This is a genomic window from Candidatus Kurthia intestinigallinarum (genome assembly GCF_003991225.1).
Classification (GTDB): Bacteria; Bacillota; Bacilli; order Bacillales_A; family Planococcaceae; genus Kurthia; species Kurthia populi.
The window spans coordinates 39728-60032 of the sequence record NZ_JTFC01000039.1; the positions used below are offsets into that span (position 1 = coordinate 39728).

At 40.0% G+C, this 20305-nt stretch carries 24 protein-coding genes; 9 read left to right on the top strand and 15 right to left on the bottom strand.

The window, feature by feature from the left end:
* Window positions 1-7: 7 nt before the first annotated feature.
* The 7 genes from QI30_RS15090 to QI30_RS15120 all read right to left on the bottom strand — a co-directional run bounded on the left by QI30_RS15090 (window position 8) and on the right by QI30_RS15120 (window position 4330).
* Window positions 8-295: a late competence development ComFB family protein gene (locus tag QI30_RS15090; protein ID WP_126991417.1), complete on the bottom strand. Its 288-nt coding sequence runs from the start codon at window positions 293-295 to the stop codon at window positions 8-10.
* A 14-nt stretch (window positions 296-309) separates the two neighbouring features.
* Window positions 310-1419, bottom strand: coding sequence for a GNAT family N-acetyltransferase (locus QI30_RS15095; RefSeq protein WP_126991418.1), 1110 nt, complete (start codon window positions 1417-1419; stop codon window positions 310-312).
* 88 nt (window positions 1420-1507) lie between these two features.
* On the bottom strand, window positions 1508-1849 hold the full coding sequence (locus QI30_RS15100) for a fluoride efflux transporter FluC (protein WP_126991419.1): 342 nt from the start codon (window positions 1847-1849) through the stop codon (window positions 1508-1510).
* The gene (locus tag QI30_RS15105; protein WP_233600617.1) at window positions 1846-2202 is read right to left on the bottom strand and encodes a fluoride efflux transporter FluC; all 357 of its coding nucleotides are present in this window, start codon (window positions 2200-2202) and stop codon (window positions 1846-1848) included. The genes QI30_RS15100 and QI30_RS15105 overlap by 4 nt, the downstream gene beginning before the upstream one ends.
* Entirely contained in the window at window positions 2195-2953 is a 759-nt protein-coding gene (locus QI30_RS15110; RefSeq protein ID WP_126991421.1) for an exodeoxyribonuclease III, read from the bottom strand. The genes QI30_RS15105 and QI30_RS15110 overlap by 8 nt, the downstream gene beginning before the upstream one ends.
* Before the next feature lie 54 nt (window positions 2954-3007).
* Entirely contained in the window at window positions 3008-3940 is a 933-nt protein-coding gene (murB, locus tag QI30_RS15115; RefSeq protein ID WP_370323624.1) for a UDP-N-acetylmuramate dehydrogenase, read from the bottom strand.
* A gap of 81 nt (window positions 3941-4021) precedes the next feature.
* Complete coding sequence (locus QI30_RS15120) at window positions 4022-4330, bottom strand: winged helix-turn-helix transcriptional regulator (RefSeq protein ID WP_126991423.1); 309 nt, start codon at window positions 4328-4330, stop codon at window positions 4022-4024.
* 151 nt (window positions 4331-4481) lie between these two features.
* On the opposite strand from QI30_RS15120, the gene QI30_RS15125 reads away from it, so the two are divergent.
* The 4 genes from QI30_RS15125 (at window position 4482) to QI30_RS15140 (ending at window position 6903) form a co-directional block, all read left to right on the top strand.
* Entirely contained in the window at window positions 4482-5345 is an 864-nt protein-coding gene (locus QI30_RS15125) for a VOC family protein (RefSeq protein ID WP_126991424.1), read from the top strand.
* A 117-nt stretch (window positions 5346-5462) separates the two neighbouring features.
* Window positions 5463-5987: a YceI family protein gene (locus QI30_RS15130; protein ID WP_126991425.1), complete on the top strand. Its 525-nt coding sequence runs from the start codon at window positions 5463-5465 to the stop codon at window positions 5985-5987.
* Window positions 5988-6100: 113 nt separating this feature from the next.
* Complete coding sequence (locus tag QI30_RS15135) at window positions 6101-6436, top strand: DUF2500 domain-containing protein (protein WP_126991426.1); 336 nt, start codon at window positions 6101-6103, stop codon at window positions 6434-6436.
* 281 nt (window positions 6437-6717) lie between these two features.
* On the top strand, window positions 6718-6903 hold the full coding sequence (locus QI30_RS15140; RefSeq protein WP_126991427.1) for a hypothetical protein: 186 nt from the start codon (window positions 6718-6720) through the stop codon (window positions 6901-6903).
* 154 nt (window positions 6904-7057) lie between these two features.
* Here the strand turns inward: QI30_RS15140 and QI30_RS15145 are convergent, their stop codons facing one another.
* The 3 genes from QI30_RS15145 to QI30_RS15155 form a co-directional block, all read right to left on the bottom strand.
* Window positions 7058-7705, bottom strand: coding sequence for an FMN-dependent NADH-azoreductase (locus tag QI30_RS15145; protein ID WP_126991428.1), 648 nt, complete (start codon window positions 7703-7705; stop codon window positions 7058-7060).
* 127 nt (window positions 7706-7832) lie between these two features.
* The gene (locus QI30_RS15150) at window positions 7833-8537 is read right to left on the bottom strand and encodes a DsbA family oxidoreductase (protein ID WP_126991429.1); all 705 of its coding nucleotides are present in this window, start codon (window positions 8535-8537) and stop codon (window positions 7833-7835) included.
* A gap of 105 nt (window positions 8538-8642) precedes the next feature.
* Complete coding sequence (locus tag QI30_RS15155; RefSeq protein WP_126991430.1) at window positions 8643-9569, bottom strand: manganese-dependent inorganic pyrophosphatase; 927 nt, start codon at window positions 9567-9569, stop codon at window positions 8643-8645.
* Window positions 9570-9804: 235 nt separating this feature from the next.
* Between QI30_RS15155 and QI30_RS15160 the strand changes: the two genes are divergently transcribed.
* Window positions 9805-10605 carry a GNAT family N-acetyltransferase gene (locus QI30_RS15160; RefSeq protein WP_126991431.1) on the top strand — a complete coding sequence of 267 codons (801 nt, stop codon included), beginning with the start codon at window positions 9805-9807 and terminating at the stop codon, window positions 10603-10605.
* An 84-nt stretch (window positions 10606-10689) separates the two neighbouring features.
* Here QI30_RS15160 and menC read toward each other — a convergent pair whose 3' ends face one another.
* The 5 genes from menC to QI30_RS15185 form a co-directional block, all read right to left on the bottom strand.
* A complete protein-coding gene (menC, locus tag QI30_RS15165; RefSeq protein ID WP_126991520.1) occupies window positions 10690-11793 on the bottom strand; it encodes an o-succinylbenzoate synthase in 1104 nt (367 codons plus the stop codon).
* A gap of 15 nt (window positions 11794-11808) precedes the next feature.
* Entirely contained in the window at window positions 11809-12978 is a 1170-nt protein-coding gene (locus QI30_RS15170) for an amidohydrolase (protein WP_126991432.1), read from the bottom strand.
* Window positions 12979-13113: 135 nt separating this feature from the next.
* A complete protein-coding gene (gene glpK, locus QI30_RS15175; RefSeq protein WP_126991433.1) occupies window positions 13114-14607 on the bottom strand; it encodes a glycerol kinase GlpK in 1494 nt (497 codons plus the stop codon).
* 19 nt (window positions 14608-14626) lie between these two features.
* Window positions 14627-15430: an MIP/aquaporin family protein gene (locus QI30_RS15180; protein WP_126991434.1), complete on the bottom strand. Its 804-nt coding sequence runs from the start codon at window positions 15428-15430 to the stop codon at window positions 14627-14629.
* A gap of 130 nt (window positions 15431-15560) precedes the next feature.
* Window positions 15561-16781: an MFS transporter gene (locus QI30_RS15185; protein ID WP_126991435.1), complete on the bottom strand. Its 1221-nt coding sequence runs from the start codon at window positions 16779-16781 to the stop codon at window positions 15561-15563.
* A 215-nt stretch (window positions 16782-16996) separates the two neighbouring features.
* Here QI30_RS15185 and thrC point away from each other — a divergent pair, with 215 nt between their 5' ends.
* From thrC to QI30_RS15205, 4 genes are all read left to right on the top strand, one after another.
* Complete coding sequence (gene thrC / locus QI30_RS15190) at window positions 16997-18049, top strand: threonine synthase (protein WP_126991436.1); 1053 nt, start codon at window positions 16997-16999, stop codon at window positions 18047-18049.
* Window position 18050: 1 nt separating this feature from the next.
* Window positions 18051-18962 (top strand): homoserine kinase, encoded by a 912-nt coding sequence (gene thrB / locus QI30_RS15195; RefSeq protein ID WP_126991437.1) that lies wholly within the window; start codon window positions 18051-18053, stop codon window positions 18960-18962.
* Window positions 18963-19094: 132 nt separating this feature from the next.
* Window positions 19095-19505: an Rrf2 family transcriptional regulator gene (locus QI30_RS15200; RefSeq protein ID WP_126991438.1), complete on the top strand. Its 411-nt coding sequence runs from the start codon at window positions 19095-19097 to the stop codon at window positions 19503-19505.
* A 67-nt stretch (window positions 19506-19572) separates the two neighbouring features.
* Window positions 19573-20229 (top strand): NAD(P)-dependent oxidoreductase, encoded by a 657-nt coding sequence (locus tag QI30_RS15205; RefSeq protein WP_126991439.1) that lies wholly within the window; start codon window positions 19573-19575, stop codon window positions 20227-20229.
* The last annotated feature ends 76 nt before the right edge of the window (window positions 20230-20305 follow it).

Sequence of the window (20305 nt, forward strand, 5' to 3'; positions counted from 1 at the left end):
TCAGGGGTTACTCGCTTTTGTGCGTATTTTGACCAATTATGTGTATCGCGTGAATAACTTGTCTATTTAACTCCGCAAGTTGCGCTTGTTGTCTAAGATATTCAAATGCGCGGTCGCGGTCCTCAGCGGTTACCACATAATGACTTTGTAAATGATTTAATGCAATGGCCGATATTTTCGCCTCACACTTTGCACAACTGCAATACATTGGATACTCCGGACCGTTTAGTAAGAAGCGTACAGTGCCCCTTACAATTTCTTCTGTCACATTCACTAATGGAACAGTTTGCTCCACAAAAATTCCCCCTGCTAAATTAAGCTGATTTTAGCATACACACATGTATCACGTAATTGATGCGTATTTGCATTACGAGAATCCTGCTTCAAGATGCCCTCTAGTTCAAAATGATTTTTTTCTGCAATCGCACGACTACGAATATTATCGCGGTCACAACGAATTTCAAGACGATTGGCACCTAAATCTTCAAATGCAAATAACGTCATACTATGCACAGCCTCCGTCATATAGCCTCTACCACTCCAGCGCTCATCAATCCAATAGCCGATTTCAAATTTTGGAATCGTCCAATCAATATGCTGCAAGCCTAAAACGCCCACAAATTCACCTGTGTCTTTCAAAAACAAATGGAAGCGTAGTTCCTCGCGGTTCATAAAGCGTGCAATGGCTTTACGAATACTTTCCTTTACATTTTCATGTGTCGGCTTCTTTTGCGCCCAGGACATGAACATTTTTAGTTTTCCAACTGAACGTAAAATGGCATCATAGACAACTTCTGTATCTTCTTCACGTGGCATACGCACAATTAAACGCTCCGTCTCTAATTGTGATGGGAAATCCCAATATTTTTTATAATCGAATTCTACCGGCTCGTCATTCCACGATACAGGTGTTGTTTTATTACCAAAGAAATCCTCTCGTGTAATCCCGTACGTAACGGCATCGTAATAGGCATCTTCCTTTGGCATATACCAAGCATCACGGAAATGCGCTTCTTTCACAAAACCCACACTCTCAAATGTTTTACGCATTGGTACATTATCTTGGCGCGTATGTCCCTCTAAGCGAATTTTCTTCTCAGGCAAGCTAAAAATAAATTCTGTCACAAGCATTAAAGCCTGCTTCCCGTAACCTAAACCACGCCATTGCTCGGCGATTCGTAAATCAAAAACCGGAATCTCATCTTGCAAATCATAAATCTGCGCCATGCCGACTTTTTGCCCTTCGTCATTTTCAATCCAAAATGTTTTTACATCATCAGACTCATAGCCACCCTCTTCAATTGTACGTTCAATTAATTCACGACCAGGGTGAGATTGTACGTGATAAGGCCATTCATTTTTCGTTAAAAAGTGAATCAGTGGTTCTTGTTCTTCGATTGTCCATTCTTTTAGTCGCATATAAACACCTTCTATAATTAATTAAGTTATCTTCATTATAATAAAAGCGCTTTAAAAGATGGACCTTTTAAAACGCTTTTTTCTTTCTTCATCTTATTTTATACCCTAGCACGATGCAACCAAAGCCAACTATCAATGTAAGTAGCATATAAATAATGGCCTTATGTCGATTTATTTTTAGTAAACGGACCGTATCAAAGGCAAACGTTGAAAACGTCGTTAGTGCACCTAAAAAGCCCGTTACAAAAAGTGCAAGCATAACGGATGACTGAAATAAATGCAGCGCCATACCCATCAAAAACGAACCAACACTATTAACGATGAATGTCGCCATATAAAAAGGCTGTGCCCTTTTTTCAAGCCATTGAATCAGTGCATAACGTACAACTGCGCCTAGTGCACCACCAACTGCTACAGCGAGCATCATCATGCGCGCTCACCCCGTTTCACTAACCAATCACCACTAAAAGCTGCGACTACACAGCAAATGGTCATGCCAAATGCATAAGCGAGTGCCTGCAATGGACTTTGTAGCATGTACCGAAGCCATTCTGCAGAAAATGCTGAAAACGTCGTAAAGGAGCCGAGTAAGCCAGTCGTAAGTAACAATTTAAGCTGTGTATTTGGAAAACGTTCAAAATAAGCATATAACATACCCATCGCAAGACTCCCCGCAATATTCACAATCCATAACACGAGTGCCTCGCTCACGATGAGCATACACCCATACCGTAGCAATACGCCAATGACTGCCCCGCCTGCGACAAAACCGTAATTACGCATAATCAAGTTCTAAGACAACCGGGCAATGGTCACTGCCAAGTTGTTGATCATGCATTGTTGCCTCTGTAATAGCCGGTGCTAAACGATTGGACACGATAAAGTAGTCGATACGCCAGCCGATATTACGCTCACGTACCTTACTCATATACGACCACCAGGTGAAGCGGTCCGTCATATCTGGGTGTAGTGCACGGAATGAATCTGTAAAGCCACTCGCAAGCAGTGTCGTCATTTTGCCACGTTCCTCTGTCGTAAATCCTGAATTGCCGATATTTGACTTCGCATTTTTCAAATCAATCGCTTCATGCGCGACATTCAAGTCCCCGCAATAAATAACAGGCTTTTTCGCGTCTAACTCAACTAAATACGCACGTAGTTCATCTTCCCACTCGAGACGATATGGTAGGCGTGCTAAGTCACGTTTTGAATTTGGTGTATAGACCGTCACCATATAAAAATTCTCATATTCAAGCGTAATAATGCGCCCTTCCTCTTCGGTATCCTTATCACCGACACCATATTTCACCCGAAGCGGCTTATGCTTCGTAAAAATTGCCGTACCTGAGTATCCTTTACGCAGCGCATAATTCCAGTACTGTTCATAGCCCGGCAACTCAAGCTCCACTTGTCCTGCCTGACATTTTGATTCTTGAATGCAGAAAAAATCAGCATCCATTTCATGAAAATAATCCATAAAGCCTTTTTTCAAACAAGCGCGAATCCCATTTACATTCCACGATACAAATTTCATCCTTTACCTCCAAAAAAAGACGCCCCTCTAAAAAGAAGAGCGCCCTCACATTCATTATTTCACTGTTGCTGGTAAGTCGTCCCCAACAATTTTAACTTCTGTTTCTAACGCAATATCAAATTTTTCCTTCACGACACGTTGTACCATGTGGATTGTTTCGATATAGTCTGTTGCAGTTGCTGTACCGGTTTTATTAATAATAAAGCCTGCATGTTTTGTTGACACTTCTGCACCGCCCACACCACGACCTTGAAGGCCACTATCTTGGATTAATTTACCCGCGAAGTGACCTGGAGGACGTTTGAATACAGAGCCCGCTGATGGATATTCAAGTGGTTGACGAGATTCACGTTTGAATGTTAAATCAGCAATTTTTTCATCGATAGCTGTTTGAGCACCTTTTACTAAGGTAAATAGAGAAGATAATGCATAGTAGCCTTCGTCTGCGATAATACTTTTACGGTAGCCCAATTTAAGCTCTTCTTTTGAAAGTTCTAAAATGTCGCCTTCTTTTGTTAATACTTTACAGCTTTTAATAACATCATTAATTTCACCGTCATAAGCGCCCGCATTCATTGCCATTGCACCACCGATTGAACCCGGGATGCCGCAAGAAAACTCTAAGCCGCTTAATGTATGCGCTGCGGCGATTTTTGATACTTCTTTAATTAATGCACCTGATTGTGCATATACTTCTGTCCCATTCACTTCTACTTTGTCTAATTTAGCAAAGTTTAAAACGATTCCACGTACACCACCATCACGAACAACCATATTTGAACCATTGCCTAATAATAAAATAGGAATGTTATGAGCGCGTGCATATTTTACAACGGCGCTTGCCTGTTCTTCCGTTTCTGGCATAACAAAAATATCGGCTGGTCCACCTAGTTTTGTCATTGTGTATTTATTTAATGGTTCATCTATTTTAACATTTGCTGGATCTACGATTTTTGCTAAATCTTTTGCCCATTGCGTTTTCATAATGGAAAAATCCAATCCTTTCTACTTCAAGTTCATCACAACTTAGTATGAATCTTCATTAGACATTTTACAAGCTTTCTACTATTAAAGCCACTCTTTCGACCATTTTTCGATTTCGGCGATTGCGCCTTTCATACTATAACCCTTGTCTGTCAATTTATATTCTACGCGAACCGGTACTTCTGTATAGACACAGCGTTCGACCATTTCTTCTTTTTCAAGCTCTTTTAAACGCTCTGAAAGCAAACGTCCACTAATTGGTAGTGATGACTCAATTTGATTAAAGCGTTTAGGTCCATCTAATAATTCATATAAAATAAGGCCAACCCAGCGTTTGCCAATTAAATCCATCGCTTTTGATAATCGAGGGCATAGTCCTGTTTGTTGTTCCATGTTATTTCACTCCTTGTGCCCTTATTGTACATACATTAAAAAAACTTTTCAACTTTTCGTAACTAAATTACTTGACGTAATAAAGTTATAAATATATATTAGGTTACATAAAGTAAGTTATATATTTTCGTATTGAAAGGAAGATTTCACGATGAGTTTCACATTAGATCCACAAATGAAATTAGGTTATACACAATTACGCGTGCTTGATATTCAAAAACAAACAGCTTTCTATCAATCACTTGGTTTTCAATTAATCGAACAAACTACTGATCATGCCATATTTGGCGCTGGCAGCAATGAGCCTGTGCTTATTTTAGTCCAAGAAAACAACACAATCCCGCGCCCGCCACGTACAACAGGTCTTTTCCACTTTGCCATTTTAGTAAAAAGCAAAGAAGACCTTGGACATGTTATTGGCAACCTCGCCAATCGTGGTATTCGTTTTACAGGCGCTGGCGACCACCTTTATTCAGAAGCATTTTATTTAGATGACCCAGAAGGCAATGGCATTGAAATCTACCATGACCGTCCACATGATGAATGGACGATTCATGAAGATGGCACAATCGAAACCGATACATTGCCAGTAGATGTGCAAGCCATTTTAGATTTATACGATCCAAGCCGCCCATGGACTGGCTTCCCAGATGGCACCATTCTTGGTCACATCCATTTAAATGTCTCAAAACTAGATGATTCATTAAAACATCTTTATTTTGATGCACTTGGCTTTGATTTCAAAACAAACTTCCATGAATCAGCTTATTTTATTTCAGCAGGTGGCTACCATCATCACATCGCTTTGAATACGTGGATGGGTGTGGGCGCTCCCCTTCCTCCACTTGCATCGTCTGGTCTAATGGCTTATTCACTCCATCTATCTTCATTAGAGAAACTAGAGGATCTTCGTCAAAACTTAATAAAAGAAAACGTTTTATTTACCGACGAAGGGGAAAAGTTGGTTGTGAAAGACGTTAATGGCCACGACATGATTTTTGGTGTAACAAAATAATTTTATGTTTTGAATTGATAACTCTTGAATTCAAGATAAAATTACTGTATACTGAGTTCAGCAAGTAAATAAGTTAATTAGACACAATAAAAACATTTATTAGGAGGAATTTTAGTTATGGCAAAATACGTAGTAGATCCAACTCACTCTTCAATTGGTTTTCAAGCAAAACACATGATGATTTCAAAAGTAAAAGGTCACTTTGATCGCTTCAACTCAGAGTTAGATATTAATCCAGAAGATTTATCTGGCGGTAACATTCAATTTGAAGTTGAAATTGCATCAATTAATACAAATAACGAAGATCGTGATAATCACTTACGTTCTGCCGATTTCTTCGATGCGGAAACACATCCTACAATGAAATTCGTTGCGACAGATATTAAAAAAGTCGATGATGATGAATATAAAATTACTGGTGATTTATCGATTCGTGGTGTCACAAAACCCGTAACATTCGATGCTGAATACAATGGTAAAGGTACAAACCCATGGGGCGTTGAAGTTGTAGCATTCGAAGCTGACGGTAAAATCAATCGTAAAGACTTTGGATTAAACTGGAACTCAGCACTTGAAACAGGCGGCGTTTTAGTTAGCGATGACATCAAAATCCATATTGAAATTGAAGCAAATCCTGCATAATTTTTAATTTCTAACTAAGCCTAGAAAATTTCTAGGCTTTTTTTTCGTAAAATTATCGCAATTTTTCAAAATTTATTTATAATAGACATATAGCAAAGAAAGGAGTGTTCAACATGGATATTTCAGATGGGCTTTTATTTTTTTACATTATACCAACTATTGTGATAGGTTTTATACTATATGTAGCAGTTAAAGAATTTAATGAATATAAACGTAATAACGCTGCAGAGATCGAAATGACGCATGCAAAGATTGTTAGTAAGCGTACAGAGTTACTTGGCGGTGGTGATTCCTTTATGGCAATGGATTACTATATTACCTTTCAGCATGCACAAGGTAAACGAATTGAATTCAAAGTAAATGGCCTTACCTATGGTGAATTAATCGAATCGGATAAAGGCTTACTGAAATTCCAGCGAAAACGCTTCTTACACTTTGATCGAATGTAAAAAAGACCTCAACTTTATGTTGAGGTCTTTTTTAATGAATTAATCATTTTAGCGCTGTTCAAAACTCTAAAAAGGAAAAATCATTTCAATTCTGTACGCGATTAACACTGCATCCACTACAGGATAAGGAGTACTAGAAAGGTAAAACATTAAATTGATGAATCTTACGTTCCCTAATTAACTATAGCCTTTTTGCTCATTTTTCAAACGTCCAGACGGCAAAAATTTCCTTTCTGCGAGCCATTCCGCTACACTGTTAAGTAAGAAACGGAGTGATTTTCATGTGGTCAATCATCTTTATCATTCTTGCAATCCTGTTAGTTATTATTGGCAGTATTCCCGAAAAAATCATGATGCCCTTTGCACAGGCAGATGGTGCTTACTGGCGCATCCATTACACGCGTATTGTCGCACTACTAGGCGCCTTTGCATTACTTATTTTAGCAGTCATTAGTTTTTTCAATTGAATACAAAAAGAGGGACTGGGACAAACACGTCATTTTCTTTTTTTAGCGTTCGCAATGAAAAACCGGAACCGCGCCACCGCGCGATTCCGGTTTTTCTTATACTCATAGGAGAGGTGGTTGTTATACGTATGTTCCAGCCTCTTTCGTATGTTAATTAAGCTTCCACTAATGAAGCAACTTTGTTTGCTGCTGCTTTAACTGCTGTGAAGCCAGCTTCTTTAATTTCTGCTGCTTGTGCTGCGTTTGCATTGTGACCTTCGATGATTACTTCATCGATGATTTCCATACCGTATACGCCGCCAATTACATTACGCATGTAGTTAACTGACATTTCCATACCAGCTGTTTCTGGTGTTGAGTAGTAACCGCCACGAGCGTTTAATAATACTGCTTTTTTGTCAGTTAATAATGATACTAATTGACCTTGTTCGTTGTATTTGAATGAGAAGCCTGAAGCGTAAGTGTAATCAATGAAAGTTTGTAACGCTGCAGGAATTGTTAAGTTCCATAATGGGAATGCGAATACAACTACATCTGCGTTTGTTACTGCTTCGCGCGCTTTGTTTTGAGCCGCCATTACACGTGCTTGTACGCCTTCTAATTCGTTACCAGCTTGTAAGTTACCGTAAGCATCAAATACATCTTGACCAAAGTAAGGCATATCTTCAGCAAATACGTCAAATGTTGAAACGTTTACGCCTGCTTTGCCTTCTAATTCATTCATGAATACTTCGTACATTTTTGATGATACACCTTGGTCCGCTGGGCGGTTGTTTGCTTTTACTACTAATACGTTTGTCAAAATAAACTCTCCCTTAACTAATCAATTATTTATCACAAAATTATTTATCTCAAACTTAAGATAAACTAATTCTAATTAATTTCTACAAAATAATCAATAGTTATGCACTCAGACTTTTGACCGATTTTTAAAATTTACAATTATCCCCGTCACAGCTTGCTGAATCGTCACCAAACATTTTTAGTGTTGGTTTTAAGTTTTCCTCTTCTGCAACTTGTTGAATCGCCTTTGTAAAAACGTCATTTGGTTGAGCACCTGAAATCGCATATTTATCATTAATAACGAAAAATGGAACGCCACGCACGCCAATTTGTTGCGCTTCTTGCATATCAACTAATGTTTCAGCTGCAAAACGCTCATCTTGTAATGCCGATTTTACAGCATCCTCTTCAAGTCCAACTTCTTTTGCAAGTGCTACTAATACCGTTTCATCACCAATACGCTTGTTCTCTGTGAAATAGGCTTTTAGTAAGCGTTCTGTTAATTCTTTTTCTTTGCCCACTGTTGCTGCATATTTTGCAAGGCGATGTGCCTTAAATGTGTTTTCAGGATGCATGTTATCAAAATGATATTCTAGCCCTACTTCTGCTGCACGCGCAGTAATCCCTTCTGATTGTTGCTTCATCGCTTCAGGAGTGGCACTATATTTTTTCGCTAATGCTTCATGAATCGTTTCAGTTGTTCCTACTGGTGTGTTTGGATCTAGTTGATACGCTTTAAATTCTACCTCTGCTTGACTGGCAAAGCCTGTTTCCTCTAATGCCATTTCTAGCTCACGTTTGCCAATATAGCAAAACGGACATACATAATCTGACCATACTTGAATTTTCATTTCTCTTCACCTCAGCGTAATTGTAGCGACATTTAAAATAGAATGCATCTTTATTGCCTACTAAAAAAGGACCTCCACAAATGTGGAAGCCCTTTTTCCTACTACTTAAGCAAATTGTTCAGTTAACACTGGTACGATTTGTTTTTTACGAGACACAACGCCTGGTAATTTGATTTGACCGTTTTCTACAGTAGCGTTAAATGCTTTTGCAGATTCTTCGATCACTGAACCAGCTGGTACTGCTACAGAATCGTTATTTAAAATATCTGTTACAACGAAGAAGAATAAATCTAAGCCCTTTTCAGCTACTTCTTTGTTTAAAAGATTTGTTAATTCGTCTTGGCGGCTAAGTACGTCGTTTACGTCAACTGCATTCACTTGAGCGATGACAATTTTTTTACCGTTCATATCGAATTCTTTTGCATCAAGGCTTAATAAATCTTCTAATGCTTTATCAGAAAGGTCAGCGCCTGCTTTAAGCATTGCTAAGCCGTATTCGTCTAAGTTTACACCAGCGATTTCTGCAAGTTCTTTTGCAGCTTTCACATCTTGCTCTGTGCAAGTTGGTGATTTTAATAATAATGTATCAGAAACGATAGCAGATACCATTAAACCAGCGATGTTTGCAGGTACTTCGATGCCGTTTTCTTTAAAGATTTTATTTAAGATTGTCGCTGTACAACCTACAGGCTCAGCACGGTAGTAAAGAGGTGCTGCTGTTTCGAAGTTTGCGATACGGTGGTGATCGATTACTTCTGTGATTGTTACATCCGCAATATCATCTGCTGATTGTTGGAATTCATTGTGGTCAACTAGGATTACTTCGTTCGCTTCAGTCGCTACTTTTTCTACAAGGCGAGGTGCTTCAAAGCCGAATTTTTCTAATGCGAATTTTGTTTCGTCATTTGGTTCACCTAAACGTACTGCTTCTGCTTCTACGCCTAGTTGATTTTTAAGGTACGCATAGACTAATGCGGATGTGATTGTATCTGTATCTGGGTTTTTGTGTCCGAAAACAAGAACTTTACTCATGTCAAAAATTCCTCCTAATATTTGCTTTTTACCGACTTCATTTTACCATAATTATTCTTTAAAAAGAACGCCTCTTCATTAAAACAGAGTGATTTACTATTATATGTATTTTTTAACAAACTAAGCATTTTTTTAATGAATTTTGAGAATTTTTTTCATATTTTTACAGCCATTAGTCACAAAAATATGGTACGATTCTGATAGATTGAGCTTTTAAAGTTAAAGAGGTGTCGTTTTGGAACAGCATATTGAAAAGAAATATATTCCATTATCCAACTATTTTCAGTCTACACAGCAGTCGACGATTCAACTGTCATTTACTGAAATTGAAAACATTCTCGGTCAAAAACTGCCAAACGCCTCTTATCTAAATAAGAGCTGGTGGCAAAAAACAAAATCTCCATTAAAACATTTTCTGGCATGGACAATGAATGGTTATCAAGTAACGGCGGTGCAACCGGGCTACTATGTAACATTCCATAAGCCTGTGCAATACGAAAATTCAGGAGAAACAACAGATGATGCAACCGCCTATCCATTTATTATTAGACAAGCTGAACTAGATGATGCGCGTGATATTGTCCTTTTAGGTGAACAATTATCGCTTAAAATGTTCAAGTATCCATACGGGCAGCAACATCAAAAATACTCTGTACAAAGCTTGCGCAAAAGCATCGCAGAATGGAAAGTTGCAAACACATCCATCATGCTACTTGCAATCGTACGCGGCGAAATTGGTGGTTATTTATTTTTAGAAGGCTATCATTCTCCGTATTTAAAGCACCGAGCAACCTTAACAATTGGCCTTTTAGACGCGCACACGAATAAAGGCATTGGGACGAGACTAATGGCAGGTGCAGAAGAATGGGCAATCAAAAATAAGCTTCGTCGTTTAGAATTAAACGTTGCTAAAACAAATGAAGCAGCAATTGCCCTATTCAAAAAATTCGATTATGTCGTTGAAGGTGAATGCCATGATGCGATTTTAATTGATGGGCATTTTGAAAACGAATTAATAATGAGCAAAACGTTATAAAAAAAGAGGCAAGGATACGATATCCTCACCTCTTTTTTATTTATCCACAATTCCTGTCATCGTGAAAAAAGTTATCCACAGGCGCTACAACTCTAACTTGCGCTCTGTATATTTATCCAAGCGTTCACGATTGACCTTATAGCCGATCCCCGGTGCATCCTTCATATGGACATAACCACCCTCTACATCTACGATTGGGTCAATCAAGTCCTCATACCAGTAATGATCTGAGCCTGCCGTATCACCAGGCATCGTAAATCCTTCAAGTGATGTTAATGCGACCGCATGCGCACGCCCGATACCCGACTCAAGCATTCCCCCGCACCACACTTTAATGCCGTGATGTAGACATAAATCATGAATACGACGTGCTTCCTCTAGCCCGCCAACACGCGCCTGCTTCACATTAATGACACCACAGCCTCGAAGTTCAATCGCTGTCACAACGTCTTCGTACGAATGAATACTTTCATCTAAACAAATCGGCGTCGTAAGTTCCTTTTGTAGCTTCGCATGATTTAAAATATCATCTGCCCCGAGCGGCTGTTCTATCATCATTAAATGAAAAGCATCTAGCTGACGCAAGATGTCCATATCGTCTAATGTATAGGCTGAATTGGCATCGGCCATGAGTGGCACATCTGGGTAGCGTTCACGAATCGCGCGAATTAGTTGCACGTCATTACCCGGCTTGATTTTCACTTTAATGCGTCCGTAGCCATCCTCAAGCGCCGCATCAATTTTGTCATATAACTGACTTGTAGTTGGTTGAAGACCAATGCTAACGCCTACCGCGATTTTTTCACGTGTACCACCAAGCACTTTCCATAATGGCTCGTCTAAACGTTTCGCATAGGCATCCCACACCGCACATTCAACAGCCGATTTCGCCATCATATTGCGGCGGATTGGTTTGAAAAACTGTGTCACTTCTCGAGGATGTTCGATATCCCGGTTCAATAAAATTGGTGCTAGAAAGGATTCAATAATATGCCAGCAAGTAGCCGTTGTTTCCTCGGTATACCAAGGTGCTTCAAAAGCTTCTCCCTCACCATAACCACAATTCCCTAATTCATCATATACTTCAACAATTAAAAAGCGCTTCTCCTGAACAGAGCCAAAGCTCGTTGTAAACGGTGCTTTCATCGTCATGTTCATTTCGCGTAAAACAATTTTTTCTATGCGCATCATGCTTCACTTCCCTTATACATTCATCGCATTCATTTTCGCATACTGCATCGCATTTATGACGGTATTTGTTAAAATTTCTACGCCATTAATTAATTGCGCATGATCAAACTTCATATGTGGATGATGTAAACCAGGTGACACACCACAACCAAGGCCTAGCATCGCGGCTTTTACATTTGGACGTTTCTTTGTATAGAAGTGGAAATCCTCGCCGCCTGGTGTCACAACAGGCTCTGCTAAATGCTTATCGCCAACAGATTGTACAATCGAACGACGTAAAATCTCTTCAGCCTCTTCATCTACTTCTGCGGCTGGAATATTTAATAACACCTTTGCATTGATTTGCGCATCATACATTTCGCGAACAGAACGAATGGCGCGCTGAATCCCTGCATCTAGCTGTTCCATTGCTGCATTCGTTTGAGCACGGGCGTCCATTGTCAGCATAGCCTTACCAGGAATCGTATTCCCATGACCGACACCAGCGGAGAATTTCGTTACTTTTACCGACCATGAAATGCGCGTGTCGACGCGAATTGTTTTTAATGCTTCAATGACACTGCCACCAATCTCAATGGCATTTTTGCCCAAGTGAGGACGTGCTGCATGCGCCTCTTCCCCGTAAATTTCACATTGCATCATCATCGATGCTCCGTGGTATAGTGCGGGTGCATGTTTGCCCACTGGAAGTTCTTGAATTGGTCGTACATGCACACCGAATAAATAATCAACATCATCAATGAGGCCACGTTCAACGATTGATAGGGCCCCATTTCCTTTTTCTTCTGCAGGTTGAAAAATCACACGAATCGTTCCACCTGTTTGAAGTGTGAAATCTTGTGTTTCTTTTAATTTTTTCAGCATGAGCAATACGCCAACCGCCATTGTCATATGCCCATCATGCCCACAAGAGTGATTGGCTTTATGTACACCATCGACCTCCTGGAACAACGAATCAATATCCGTACGCAGTCCAATAACTGGCGCACCGCTCCCAATTTCAACATAAAATCCTGGTGAATCTTCAAATAAACGCGGCTCATATCCTTCGTCTGCTAATAATTGTGCTAAATATTTTGTCGTTTCCCATTCTTCCCAACTCGGCTCCGGATTTTCATGTAAGTATTCAAAGAGATTCCGTAACCTTGGCTCTAATGCATCTAAATAGGCTTGCCTAATCATGTTCATCCCATCCTTTTTATATAAAAACTGCTTTTTTACCTGTACCCTTTATCAGTAAATTATAACGTGCTCGTGACGTTCATGAAACAGCAAAAAAGGACAATGACGGAGCGCATCATTGTCCTTTACAGCAAGTTATTTAAATGCTTGTGCAGCTTTCACTGCTTTATGCCAACCTTCAATAAGTTTTGAGGCCTCTTCTTTTTCCATCTTAGGCTCAAAATCTTTATCTAGTTTCCAGTACTCTGCAATTTTTTCTTGTGACTCCCAGAAGCCTACCGCAAGACCTGCAAGGTAAGCTGCACCAAGTGCCGTCGTCTCATTAATTTCTGGGCGCTCTACTGGGACATTCAGTAAATCTGATTGGAATTGCATTAAGAAATTATTTTTCACAGCCCCGCCATCGACACGTAAACGCTCAAGTGGAATGCCCGAATCTTCTTCCATCGCATCAAGTACATCATGTGTTTGATATGCAAGTGATTCAAGTGTAGCACGGATAAAATGCTCCTTCGTTGTGCCACGTGTTAAACCAAAAAATGCTCCACGTACGTCTGAATCCCAGTACGGTGTACCAAGCCCAACAAATGCTGGTACCATATAGACACCATCTGTTGAATCGACACGTTTTGCGTACTGCTCACTTTCTGCTGAATCTCTAAACATACGTAGACCGTCGCGGAGCCATTGGATTGCGGAGCCGGCCACGAAAATACTACCTTCTAACGCGTACGTTACCTTCCCATCAATGCCCCACGCAAGCGTTGTAAGTAAGCCATGTTCTGAGCGAACTGCCTTTTCACCTGTATTCATTAGCATGAAACAACCTGTGCCGTATGTGTTTTTAACCATTCCTTGCTCAAAGCACGCTTGACCAAATAATGCTGCCTGCTGGTCCCCTGCAATGCCAGCAATCGGTACTTCATGACCGAAGAAATGCTTTGATGCCGTATGACCATATACTTCAGATGAGGGCTTTACTTCTGGTAGCATGGATTTTGGTACTGTTAGAATTTCTAATAACTCATCATCCCACGTTAAATCATAAATATTGTACATCAGTGTACGTGATGCATTGGAATAATCCGTTACATGTACATCACCATTTGTTAGCTTCCAAATAATCCACGTATCGATTGTGCCAAATAGCAAGTCACCCGCTTCCGCCTTTTCACGAGCGCCCTCCACATTATCTAAAATCCACTTTACTTTTGTTCCTGAGAAATACGCGTCAATTAACAGCCCCGTCTTATCTCGAAATAAATCGGCATGACCTGCATCACGTAGCTCCTGGCAAATTTCTGCTGTTTGACGTGACTGCCATACAATCGCATTGTAGACAGGCTTGCCAGTATTTTTATCCCAAACGACTGTCGTTTCACGCTGATTTGTAATACCGATTCCTTCAATTTGAGAAGCACTAACATTTTTCTCTGATAATACGCCTGCAATACAAGATAAAATAGAGCTCCAAATTTGTTCAGGATCATGTTCTACCCACCCAGACTTCGGAAAATATTGCTTAAACTCTTGCTGAGAAGTATGAAAGATTTTACCGTCTTCATCAAATAAAATTGCGCGAGAACTTGTTGTTCCTTGATCTAATGCCATAATGTATTTTTTCGTCATAAAATAATTCCCTCCAAGTTTAATAATCTTCTTTTGCGCTCTTAATTGTCATTTGTGCCCCAATTAAAATAATTAAAACAATGACGCCACAAATCCAAAACGCAATTGAGTTTTCACCTTCAAAAATCTGCTTAAAGAATAATGCGCCAAATACACCACCTACAATCGGTCCAACAATCGGCACCCATGCATACCACCAACCAGATGAACCTTTACCTGGAATCGGTAATAATGCATGTGCAATACGCGGTCCTAAATCACGTGCTGGATTAATCGCATAACCGGTTGGTCCACCAAGTGCCATACCAATTACGACAATTAGCATACCGACTAAAAATGGATTCAACCCATCTGTAATTTCATTTGTGCCTAACGCAAGAATCCCTAATACAAGCGCAAACGTCCCAATCATCTCAGCTGTTATATTTGATAATGGATGCTTAATTGCAGGCATTGTTGCGAATACACCTAACTTCGCGCCAGGGTCCTCTGTTCCTTTCCAATGAGGTAAATATAAGAAGTACACTAATACCGCACCTAAAAAGGCCCCAATCACTTGCGCTAAAATGTATAATGGCACATCTGCCCAGGGAAAATTCCCAATACTCGCTAATGCAATCGTAAGTGCTGGATTTAAATGCGCACCACTAACGCCGCCTACTGCATAGGCTGCCATTGCTACTGCTAAGCCCCATGCAAACGTAATGACAACCCAACCGCCACCAAAAGCTTTCGATTTATGAAGTAGTACCCCTGCAACTACACCGCCACCAAATAAAATTAAAAGCATCGTACCAACTAGCTCTGCTGTAAACGTAGACATCGTATTCCTCCTTTTTGAACAAAGTTTCTCAATCCAAATACCCCAATTATGGTTTTTTAAGACATAATTGGTTAAATAAATCAGTCTATTTCATATAAAAAAGAGGCACAGATTTCTCTGGCCTCTCCTCTTAGTCAATTTCTAATTGCTTTGTTTCTTTTCCAAGCACAAGTACGGCAATAACGGCAAGCGCAATCGCAATTGCGAAAATCGTAAAAATTGGTCCGAGTCCATATCCTGCTGCTGTCAGTGAACCAACAACAAGTGGTCCAATAACGCCTCCCACTCGGCCGACACCAGCTGCTAGACCAACACCTGTACCGCGAATCATCGTCGGATAATTTTCTGGCGTATAAGCATACATTGCACCCCATGCACCTAAATTAAAGAAGGATAGTAGCATGCCAAACATCACAAGCATTGTCGCATCTGTCGCAAAACCAAAAGCTAACGCACTTAATGCTGTTCCCGTTAAATAAACGGCTAATACCCATTTACGCCCCATTTTTTCAATTAACCAAGCTGCTGTAAAATACCCTGGCAGCTGCGCTAATGTCATAATCAACACATATTCAAAGCTTTGAATTAAACTAAAGCCCTTCATGACCATCACACTTGGTAACCAAAGGAACATGCCGTAATAAGAAAACACCACCATAAACCAAAGCACCCACAGCATCGTTGTGGCACGGGCGTATTTTTTCGTCCATACGGTTTTAATGTTTTGCATCACGCTTGTACGTGCTTCTTTTGAAATGGCTTCATATTTCTTTGAGTCCGGCAATTTCACACGTAAATATACCGCGTAAAGTGCTGGTATCGCTGTCAGCACTAATGCCACGCGCCAGCCATATTCAGGGATAATAAAATAAGAAATAACTGCTGCTAAAATCCAGCCTGCTGCCCAAAAGCTTTCTAATAAAACGACGATTCGTCCACGTTCATGTGGCTCAACACTTTCAGATACAAGTGTTGATGCTACCGGCAATTCGCCGCCAAGACCTGCGCCAATAATGAAGCGTAAAATTAAAAAGGCTGTTAATGTCGTTGTGAAGGCAGATAGACCACTTGCTAATGAGAAAATCAAAAGCGTCCACATAAAGACATTTTTTCGGCCGTACTTATCTGCTAAAATCCCACAAAGTACAGCCCCTACTGCCATCCCTATTGAATTGACACTACCAATCCAACCCATTTGAGTTGGTGTCAAATTCCAGTCAACGGCAAGCGCTGCTACAACGAACGATAAAATACCGACATCGAGCGCATCAAAAAGCCAACCGACACCCGCTGTTGCTAATAAACGATTACGCGTCATTGGCTTTGTTGCTGTTTCATTTTTTGTTGTCATGTCACTCTTCCACCTGTCTTGTCACTAGTATACGCATAATATACACTTATTTTATTTTCGTGACAACATTTATTTTTTTCGAATTGTTCGGAAAATTTGTGCTATTCTAAAGGAATATAAAAGAATCTATTGAATCTATAGTTAATTAACGGTAAAATGTCTTTTATAGAAAAACAACTGTTTATTCAGTGCGAACAAAAAGGAGATTATTGCATATGTGGAAAGGCTTATTAGACAATTACAAAGAATACTTACCAATCACAGAAAATACACCAGCTCTAACACTTCACGAAGGTAACACACCTTTAATTCATTTAGAAACACTTTCTAAAGAGCTAGGTATTGAACTACATGTAAAATTCGAAGGCCTAAACCCAACAGGCTCATTCAAAGACCGCGGGATGGTTATGGCAGTAGCAAAAGCTATTGAAGAAGGTAGCAAATGCGTCATTTGTGCATCTACTGGTAATACATCTGCTGCGGCTGCTGCATATGCTGCTCGCGCTGGTATCCAAGCGCTTGTTGTTATTCCAAAAGGCAAAGTTGCTGCTGGTAAACTGGCACAAGCTTATATGTACGGCGCAAAAATCATTGAAATCGACGGGAACTTTGACGAAGCGCTACAAGCGGTTCGTGATATTAGTGAAACAACGGATGTTGCACTTGTAAACTCAGTTAATCCATACCGTCTTGAAGGTCAAAAAACAGCAGCCTTTGAAGTATGTGATCAATTAGGTGATGCACCAGAAATCCTTGCAATTCCTGTAGGGAATGCTGGTAACATCAGCGCTTACTGGAAAGGCTTCAAAGAATATAATGAGAAAAAAGGTACTCGTTTACCAAAAATGTTCGGCTTCGAAGCGGAAGGTGCTGCGGCAATCGTTCAAGGCGCACCAATCGCTAATCCTGAAACAATCGCAACAGCTATTCGTATCGGGAATCCAGCGAGCTGGAAACTAGCAGAAGCTGCACGTGATGAATCAAACGGTAAAATCGGTTCAGTTACAGATGAAGAAATCTTAAATGCTTATCGTCAAATCGCCGCAAAAGAGGGCGTATTTGCAGAGCCAGGCTCAGCCGCTTCAATTGCTGGTGTTATCCAATCTGTTGAAAATGGCTCAATTCCAAAAGGCAGCCAAGTCGTAGCAGTGCTGACTGGTAACGGCTTAAAAGACCCAGACACAGCAGTAAAAGCTTCTACAGTAGAAATGGTTTCACTTCCAAATGACGAAGATGAAATCCGTAAGTATATCGAGAGTGTACTGTAATATGGCAAAGACTTGGTCAATTACCGTACCTGGTAGTACAGCGAATCTAGGCCCTGGTTTTGACTCTATTGGTTTAGCACTTGGCCTTTATTTGAAACTAGAAGTGACGTTGCAAGATGAATGGGAATTTGAACATCATTCGGTGCATCTTCCTGAGAAATTCACTGTAGAAGAGCATCTTGTGTACACGGTCGCAAAGGAAGTTGCTGAACGCTTTGATGTCGAGCTACCGGGCTGTAAAATTGTTATGACAAGTGAATTACCACTTGCGCGTGGACTTGGTAGTTCAGCTTCTGCAATTGTTGCAGGAATTGAAGTAGCAAATCAAGTATGTGAGCTGAATTTAACACTTGAGCAAAAATATACATTAGCTTCTCGCATTGAGGGCCATCCAGACAATGCTTCTGCCTCTGTTTGTGGAGGTCTTACGATCGGTGCAAGCTTACCAAACGGTGATCTTGAGTTAATTCATACACAGGATGTTCAAGCAGCATTCGCTGTTTTCATTCCAAACGTAGAATTAAAAACAGCGGAGGCACGTAAAGTATTACCGCCTCAGTATGATAAAGCATACGCAGTTCATGCTAGCGCCAACGCCAATATGCTAACGGCTGCACTATTAACAAAGGATTATAAGCGCGCTGGTAAGTTTATGGAACATGATTTATTCCATGAACCTTTCCGTGCAAACTTAATTCCAAATTACCATGAGATTCGTCAAACAGCGAAAGATGCAGGCGCTTACGGTACAGCGATTAGCGGTGCTGGTCCGACTGTGATTTCTCTGTTACCGATTGAAAAAGTAACAGCTTTCGTTGAAAAAATGAAGCCGCTATTCCCTACTTATGATATCCAGGCTGTTCGCGTGGATACAAAGGGTGTTCAAGTAGAAATTCATGAAACGATCAATTAAATTTTGAATTGACGACAGGTTGCTATGATGCAATTTGTCGTCTTTTTTATTTGTGCAAAATTTTTATAGTTGACTTTTCATTTCAGTTGTAACTATAATGGTTACATCAAATACATGTGGTGGTGAAAAACGATGGTGAACAGTCGTTTTGCCGTTGCAATTCATATTTTATCATTGATTGCTACTACTTCTGATAAAGCTCTTTTAACGTCAGATTTTATTGCTGGTAGCGTCAATACAAACCCTGTTGTGGTCCGCAGAATTAGCAGCCTTTTAAAAAAGGCAGGTTTAATTTCATCAAGGAAGGGAATTTCTGGTTATGAGCTTACTAAAAAACCTGAAGACATTTCCTTATATGATATTTACCGTGCTGTAGAAGAGCCTAAAGAATTATTCGCTATTCATCAGGCACCTAATCCAGCTTGCTCAGTTGGTAGACAAATCGGTACAACCTTAACGGATGTTTTCGGTTCAGTACAACAGGCGATGGAAAATGAATTGCGCTCGCAAACTTTACAGAGCATATTAGATCGCCTGAAATAATGCGATCTTTATTTTCACCCTACCTGTAACTGAAATGATTACAACTTATATTAGGAGGAATTTTATTATGAAAATCGGTGTTATTGGCGCAACAGGTAAAGCAGGAAACAAAATTTTAAAAGAGGCAAATAAACGTAACCATGATGTCACAGCAATCGTGCGTGATGCATCTAAATTAAAACAAAAAGATATTCCGGCAATCGTTGGCGATGTATTCGACTTAACAACAGAAGATGTAAAAGACTTTGATGTTGTCATCAATGCATTTGGTGCACCATTCGGTAAAGAAGAATTACACGTTACTGCTGGTCGTCATTTAATCGATATTTTCTCACCAATTGATACACGCTTAATCGTTGTTGGTGGTGCAGGTAGTCTCTATGTTGATGACGAGCAAACGACGAAATTAATCGATACACCTGAATTCCCGAAAGAATTCGTTCCAACAGCTGCTAATCAAGCTCAAAACTTAGAAGATTTAAAAGCATCTACTGTAAACTATACATTTGTCAGCCCTTCTGCTGTATTTGACCCAGACGGTAACCGTACAGGCAACTATATTTTAGGTACAGATAAATTACTAGTGAACAATGAGGGTGATAGCTATGTATCCTATGCAGACTTTGCTGTGGCACTTTTAGATGAGGTTGAAACACCAGCATTTGAAAAACAACGCTTCACAGTCGCATCAGATAAAGGCGTGTCAATTCCAAATCCTCTATAATTACTAGCGATCAACAGACAGGTTTAGCTAAAATAAATGAACAAATAAAAAAGGAATCGTGTTTTTTTGGCACGAT

Bases quoted from the DNA above. Each gene is read 5' to 3' on its own strand.
- menC (WP_126991520.1), bottom strand. From the start codon at position 11,793: ATGCGCATAGAAAAAATTGTTTTACGCGAAATGAACATGACGATGAAA.
- QI30_RS15125 (WP_126991424.1), top strand. From the start codon at position 4,482: ATGAGTTTCACATTAGATCCACAAATGAAATTAGGTTATACACAATTA.
- QI30_RS15095 (WP_126991418.1), bottom strand. From the start codon at position 1,419: ATGCGACTAAAAGAATGGACAATCGAAGAACAAGAACCACTGATTCAC.
- glpK (WP_126991433.1), bottom strand. From the start codon at position 14,607: ATGACGAAAAAATACATTATGGCATTAGATCAAGGAACAACAAGTTCT.
- QI30_RS15200 (WP_126991438.1), top strand. From the start codon at position 19,095: ATGGTGAACAGTCGTTTTGCCGTTGCAATTCATATTTTATCATTGATT.
- QI30_RS15100 (WP_126991419.1), bottom strand. From the start codon at position 1,849: ATGATGATGCTCGCTGTAGCAGTTGGTGGTGCACTAGGCGCAGTTGTA.
- QI30_RS15170 (WP_126991432.1), bottom strand. From the start codon at position 12,978: ATGATTAGGCAAGCCTATTTAGATGCATTAGAGCCAAGGTTACGGAAT.
- QI30_RS15105 (WP_233600617.1), bottom strand. From the start codon at position 2,202: ATGCGTAATTACGGTTTTGTCGCAGGCGGGGCAGTCATTGGCGTATTG.
- QI30_RS15205 (WP_126991439.1), top strand. From the start codon at position 19,573: ATGAAAATCGGTGTTATTGGCGCAACAGGTAAAGCAGGAAACAAAATT.
- QI30_RS15150 (WP_126991429.1), bottom strand. From the start codon at position 8,537: ATGAAAATTCAAGTATGGTCAGATTATGTATGTCCGTTTTGCTATATT.
- QI30_RS15155 (WP_126991430.1), bottom strand. From the start codon at position 9,569: ATGAGTAAAGTTCTTGTTTTCGGACACAAAAACCCAGATACAGATACA.
- QI30_RS15130 (WP_126991425.1), top strand. From the start codon at position 5,463: ATGGCAAAATACGTAGTAGATCCAACTCACTCTTCAATTGGTTTTCAA.
- thrC (WP_126991436.1), top strand. From the start codon at position 16,997: ATGTGGAAAGGCTTATTAGACAATTACAAAGAATACTTACCAATCACA.
- QI30_RS15135 (WP_126991426.1), top strand. From the start codon at position 6,101: ATGGATATTTCAGATGGGCTTTTATTTTTTTACATTATACCAACTATT.
- QI30_RS15185 (WP_126991435.1), bottom strand. From the start codon at position 16,781: ATGACAACAAAAAATGAAACAGCAACAAAGCCAATGACGCGTAATCGT.
- QI30_RS15120 (WP_126991423.1), bottom strand. From the start codon at position 4,330: ATGGAACAACAAACAGGACTATGCCCTCGATTATCAAAAGCGATGGAT.
- QI30_RS15140 (WP_126991427.1), top strand. From the start codon at position 6,718: ATGTGGTCAATCATCTTTATCATTCTTGCAATCCTGTTAGTTATTATT.
- QI30_RS15180 (WP_126991434.1), bottom strand. From the start codon at position 15,430: ATGTCTACGTTTACAGCAGAGCTAGTTGGTACGATGCTTTTAATTTTA.
- QI30_RS15110 (WP_126991421.1), bottom strand. From the start codon at position 2,953: ATGAAATTTGTATCGTGGAATGTAAATGGGATTCGCGCTTGTTTGAAA.
- thrB (WP_126991437.1), top strand. From the start codon at position 18,051: ATGGCAAAGACTTGGTCAATTACCGTACCTGGTAGTACAGCGAATCTA.